At 73.1% G+C, this 5,452-nt stretch carries 5 protein-coding genes; all 5 read right to left on the bottom strand.

The genetic code is table 11. The features are described from left to right. On the bottom strand, positions 1–1,918 hold a 1,918-nt coding region (gene uvrB, locus AB0J52_RS25430), incomplete at its 3' end, for an excinuclease ABC subunit UvrB (protein ID WP_500184732.1). Between the two features lie 103 nt (positions 1,919–2,021). Further along, positions 2,022–3,182 (bottom strand): sensor histidine kinase, encoded by a 1,161-nt coding sequence (locus tag AB0J52_RS25435; RefSeq protein WP_500184734.1) that lies wholly within the window; start codon positions 3,180–3,182, stop codon positions 2,022–2,024. 62 nt (positions 3,183–3,244) lie between these two features. Continuing rightward, positions 3,245–4,006 (bottom strand): integrase, encoded by a 762-nt coding sequence (locus AB0J52_RS25440; protein WP_500184735.1) that lies wholly within the window; start codon positions 4,004–4,006, stop codon positions 3,245–3,247. A gap of 20 nt (positions 4,007–4,026) precedes the next feature. Beyond that, positions 4,027–4,629 carry a dephospho-CoA kinase gene (gene coaE, locus AB0J52_RS25445; RefSeq protein WP_500184737.1) on the bottom strand — a complete coding sequence of 201 codons (603 nt, stop codon included), beginning with the start codon at positions 4,627–4,629 and terminating at the stop codon, positions 4,027–4,029. 84 nt (positions 4,630–4,713) lie between these two features. Further along, complete coding sequence (locus AB0J52_RS25450; protein ID WP_500184738.1) at positions 4,714–5,214, bottom strand: GNAT family N-acetyltransferase; 501 nt, start codon at positions 5,212–5,214, stop codon at positions 4,714–4,716. Between the last annotated feature and the right edge of the window lie 238 nt (positions 5,215–5,452).

Genomic DNA, 5,452 nt, shown 5'->3' on the forward strand with positions numbered 1-5,452 from the left:
GGCGGGACGCCAGGCCCGGGACGGGGGCCTTGCCGCGGGACTGCTGGCGGCCCGCGCCGCCGATCAGCGTCTCGGTGTCGGCGTCCTCGCGGGCGAGCGAGTCGAGGATGTCGGCGATCTTCTTGCGCAGCGCCGTCGGCTCGATGCCGTGCTCGGCGTTGTAGGCCTCCTGCTTGGCGCGGCGCCGGTTGGTCTCCTCGATGGCCCGCTCCATGGACGGGGTGACCCGGTCGGCGTACATGTGCACCTGGCCGGACACGTTCCGCGCGGCCCGGCCGATGGTCTGGATCAGGGACGTCTCGGAGCGCAGGAAGCCCTCCTTGTCGGCGTCCAGGATCGCCACCAGCGACACCTCCGGCAGGTCGAGGCCCTCGCGCAGCAGGTTGATGCCGACCAGCACGTCGAACTCGCCCGCGCGCAGCTCGCGCAGCAGCTCGATGCGGCGCAGCGTGTCGACCTCGCTGTGCAGGTACCGCACCTGGACGCCGAGTTCGAGCAGGTAGTCGGTGAGGTCCTCGGCCATCTTCTTGGTGAGGGTGGTGACCAGGACGCGCTCGTCCTTCTCGGTGCGCAGCCGGATCTCGTGCACCAGGTCGTCGATCTGGCCCTTGGTGGGCTTCACGATCACCTCGGGGTCGACCAGCCCGGTCGGCCGGATGACCTGCTCGACCACGTCGCCCTTCGCGCGGCCCAGCTCGTAGGGGCCGGGCGTCGCCGACAGGTAGACGGTCTGGCCGATGCGCTCCAGGAATTCCTCCCACTTCAGCGGCCGGTTGTCCATCGCCGACGGGAGCCGGAACCCGTGCTCGACCAGCATCCGCTTGCGGGACGCGTCGCCCTCGTACATCGCGCCGATCTGCGGGACGGTCTGGTGCGACTCGTCGATGACCAGGAGGAAGTCCTCCGGGAAGAAGTCGATCAGGGTGTTGGGGGCCGAGCCCTGCTCGCGGCCGTCGATGTGCCGGGAGTAGTTCTCGATGCCCGAGCAGGTGCCGACCTGCCGCATCATCTCGATGTCGTAGGTCGTGCGCATCCGCAGCCGCTGCGCCTCCAGCAGCTTGCCGTGCCGCTCCATGTCGGCCAGCGTCGTCTCGAGCTCGGCCTCGATGGCGCCGATCGCCCGCTCCATGCGCTCGGGCCCGGCGACGTAGTGCGAGGCGGGGAAGACGTAGATCTCCTCGTCCTCGGTGAGGACCTCGCCGGTCAGCGGGTGCAGGGTGGCGAGCTTCTCGATCTCGTCGCCGAACATCTCGATCCGGACGGCGAGCTCCTCGTACTGCGGGATGATCTCGACCGTGTCGCCGCGGACCCGGAAGGTGCCGCGGGTGAACGACAGGTCGTTGCGGCTGTACTGCATCTCGACCAGGCGGCGCAGCAGCTCGTCGCGCTCGATCTGCTGGCCGACGCGGAGCCGGACCATCCGGTCGACGTACTCCTGCGGCGTGCCGAGGCCGTAGATGCAGGAGACCGACGCGACCACGACGGTGTCGCGGCGGGTCAGCAGCGAGTTGGTGGCCGAGTGGCGCAGCCGGTCCACCTCGTCGTTGATCGAGGAGTCCTTCTCGATGTAGGTGTCGGTCTGCGGGATGTACGCCTCGGGCTGGTAGTAGTCGTAGTACGAGACGAAGTACTCGACCGCGTTGTGCGGCATCATCTCGCGCAGCTCGTTGGCGAACTGGGCGGCGAGCGTCTTGTTCGGCTGCATGACGAGCACGGGCCGCTGGAGCTTCTCCACCAGCCAGGCGACCGTGGCGGTCTTGCCGGTGCCGGTCGCGCCGAGCAGCACCGTGTCCTTGTCGCCGCGCCGGACGCGCTCCTCGAGCTCGGCGATGGCCTGCGGCTGGTCGCCGGACGGCGTCATGTCGCTGACGACCTCGAACGGCGCCACCTTGCGCTGCAGGTCGGTGACCGGTCGCATCTGGCCTCTCCCTGATCATCTGGTGCCGGGCGCCGAACCGGCCCGGACGATCCACTCTACGCAGGGGGTAGGACAATCTCGGTCGCCGACTTATTTCCGCAGGTCAGGATGCGGGTACCGGCAGCCTGGCCCGGACCGCGAAACCGCCGTCCCCGCAGGGCCCGGCCTCGAAGTGCCCGCCGAGCGCGACGACCCGCTCGCGCAGGCCGACCAGGCCGTTCCCGCCGCTCGGCAGGCCGTGCCCGGCGGCCCCCTCCGGGGCGGGCCGGTTGACCACCGAGACCTCCACGGCGTCCGGCGGGAGCCGCAGGTCGACCCGGGTGGACGCGCCGCCGGCGTGCTTGTGCACGTTGGTCAGGGCCTCCTGGACGATCCGGTACACCGTCCGGGAGATCGCCGACGGGACCGGCCGCTCCTCCCCGTAGACCACCAGGTCCACCAGCAGCCCGGCCGCGCCGGACTGGCCGACCAGGGACCGCACGTCGTCCAGGGTGGGGGCGGCCGTGGCCAGCTCGTCCTCGCCCTGCCGCAGGACGCCGATCACCTGCCGGAGCTCCTCCAGCGCCTGCCGGCCCATGTCGCCGATCACGACGGCGGTCTGGGCGGCCCGGTCGGGGTCGCGGGCGGCGACGGCCCGCAGCGCGCCCGCGTGGACGACCATGACGCTGACCCGGTTGGCGACCACGTCGTGCATCTCGCGGGCGATGCGGGTGCGCTCCTCCGCGCGTGCGCGCTCGGCGAGCAGGTGCTGCTCGCGTTCCAGCCTGGCCGCCCGCTCCTGCAGGGACGCGAGCAGCTGCTTGCGCGCCCCCATGTACATGCCGAGGATCACCGGGAACGAGGTGAACAGCAGCCCGAAGGTGGCGCTCGCCGCGAACGACCCGTGGTCGGGGTTCGGCGACGGGACGACCAGGAAGGCCGCGTAGCTGGACGCGGCGATGGCGATGGCCGTCCAGCGGGACGCGGCATAGGCCCCCAGCGAGTACAGGACGATCAGCCCGGTGATCGGCCCGCCGCCCGCCGCCGTCCCGACGACCAGCGTGAACAGGGCGAGGTGGACGGGGTAGCGGCGGCGCGCGACCAGCCCGAACGCGACGAGGGAGGAGACCGCCGCGACGCCGTAGCCGGGCAGCCAGTAGTCCGGCGAGGTCCCGGCCCACATGATCGCGCCGTCCAGGAGGGACGCGCCGGCGGCCAGCGAGACGTCCAGGACGCGGGACCGGCGCGTCGGCCACGACGCCGTCCACCACCCCCGCAAGTCCATGCGCCGAGCCTATAGCGACGAACCGGGAAGATCCGATGGTCCGGGCGATCTCCCCCGGAGAATCACATACCGCCCAGTATCTCCATCAGGGCGACCGTGGCGTCGTCGGACGGCTTGCTCCGCGGCCACCGGACGCCTTCCGGATCGGTGGCCTCGACCTTGCGCGTGCGCGCGATCAGCGCCTCCGGCCCCTCCTCCCGGACGATCCGCGTCAGTCCCGCCCAGTCGGTGTGGTGGAACATGTCGGCCAGGCGGCTCGCGCCGTCGGTCAGCAGCATGACGCCGCGCAGCTCCGCCAGCGGGACCGTCCCGGTGATCGCCTGCTCGGCGACCGACGGGTCCCCGGCGGCGAAGCCCCGGCCGCCGATGACCGGCTCGACGCCGCGCGGCCCGTCCAGCAGCAGGGTCGAATCGGCCAGCACCAGGTAGTCGAGCACGTCCCCGCGCACCCGTACGGCCATGACGGTCGCGGAGGGCGTGTACGGGTGCGCCAGGTCGCAGGTCGCCCGGTGGGCCGCCGCGACGTCGGCGATCGCGCCCGCGAGCCGGGCCACCAGCGGGCGGTTCCCGGGCCGGTGCGCGCCCTCGGGCGGCCCGACCGGCGCTCCGGCCTGCGGCGCGTCGCCGAGACCGTCCAGGATCCGGGCGAGCAGCCGGGTGCCCAGCGAGCGGGAGTACCAGGCGATGCCGTGCTCGCAGCCCAGGTCGGTGCCGAGCGGGAAACCGCGGCCGTCCAGCACGACGGCGGCCCCCGGCGCGGTCGCCACGAAGTCCTCGTTGCGGCGGTGCGGACTACCTTGATCGGTGGCCCAGACGACCTGCATCGGCGTGCCCTCCAAAGTGCTCAGCCCGCGGCGGCGCGGCGGGTCAGATCCGCCCAGATCTCCGCGACCCGGGCGTCCAGCGAGTCCATCGAACCGGAATTGTCGATCACGTGGTCGGCGACCGCGCGGCGCTCCTCGCGGGTGGCCTGCGCGGCGATCCGGGCGCGCGCGGCGTCCTCGGTCATGCCCCGCAGGGTGGTGAGCCGCTCGACCTGGAGCTCCACCGGCGCGTCCACCACGATCACCACGTCGTACATCGCGGCCAGGCCGTTCTCGGTCAGCAGCGGGACGTCGTAGACCACGATCGCGTCGTCCGGCGCGGCGTCCATGAGCTCCTGCATCCGCTCCCCGACCAGCGGGTGGACGATCCGGTTGAGCGCCGCGAGCCGGTCCGGGTCGGCGAACACGATGCCGCCGACCTTCTCCCGGTCCATGCGGCCGTCCGCGGTCAGCACGCCGGGGCCGAACTCGGCGGCCACGGCGGCCAGGCCGGGCGTGCCGGGCTCCACGACCTCCCGGGCGATCCGGTCCGCGTCGATGACCACGGCGCCGCGCTCGGCGAGCCGCCGCGACACCTCGCTCTTGCCCGCGCCGATTCCGCCGGTGAGTCCCACTTTCAGCACGCGCCAGAGCCTACCGGCCCGTCACGTCCGACCGGCAGCCCCGCGCCGTCCTCGGCAGCCCCCCCCCGGTGAGGACGGGCCCGGTCAGGCGCGGTCGGCGGCGGGCGCGGGTTCCAGGTGCTTGCGCATGTGGACGAACGTCAGGTGCGCCGCGACCCGCTCCCGGTGCGTCTCGCTGTAGCCGAGGCTGCGGTAGAGCCGCAGGTTCGGCTCGCTGAGGTGGCCGGTGAACAGCACGCACGCGGTGGCGCGGCCGGCGACCTCGGCCTCCAGCGCGCCCATCAGCAGCCGCCCGACGCCCGCGCCCTGCTGGTCGGGGACCACCGCGAGCCGCCCGACCAGGCAGGTGTGGTCGCTGAACTGGGCGCGGACGACCCCGACGATCCGGCCGTCCAGCACCGCCTTGAGCACCACCGCGCCGCCGGCCAGCGCCTTGCGCACCTGCTCCAGCGACTCCACCAGGGGCGGGAGGAACGGATCGCCGTACAGCTGCGCCTCGGTGACGTACGCGGCGCGCTGGACGGTGAGGATCTCCCCCGCGTCCTCGGGCGCGGCCCGGCCGACCCGGACCTCCACGGTGCTCATGAGCGAACCCTAGCGGCGCGGGACGGTCCGCTCCCAGCCCCCGGACGGACCCGGCGGCCGGGCGCGGCGGCCACGCGGGTCAGCCGCCGACGCGGACGGTGACCGCCACCGGGAAGTGGCCGGACCCGGCCGGGGCGACCTGGTAGCCGGAGAACGTCAGGTCGTCGGTGCCGAAGATCCAGTCGGTCCGCTCGCCGTCGGAGGTCGTCGGCGAGGCGTCGCCGCCGGTGGCGGCGCT

It is taken from the genome of Spirillospora sp. NPDC049652 (genome assembly GCF_040675125.1).
In the GTDB taxonomy this organism is placed as follows: Bacteria; Actinomycetota; Actinomycetes; order Streptosporangiales; family Streptosporangiaceae; genus Spirillospora.

Bases quoted from the DNA above. Each gene is read 5' to 3' on its own strand.
- AB0J52_RS25435 (WP_500184734.1), bottom strand. From the start codon at position 3,182: ATGGACTTGCGGGGGTGGTGGACGGCGTCGTGGCCGACGCGCCGGTCC.
- AB0J52_RS25440 (WP_500184735.1), bottom strand. From the start codon at position 4,006: ATGCAGGTCGTCTGGGCCACCGATCAAGGTAGTCCGCACCGCCGCAAC.
- AB0J52_RS25450 (WP_500184738.1), bottom strand. From the start codon at position 5,214: ATGAGCACCGTGGAGGTCCGGGTCGGCCGGGCCGCGCCCGAGGACGCG.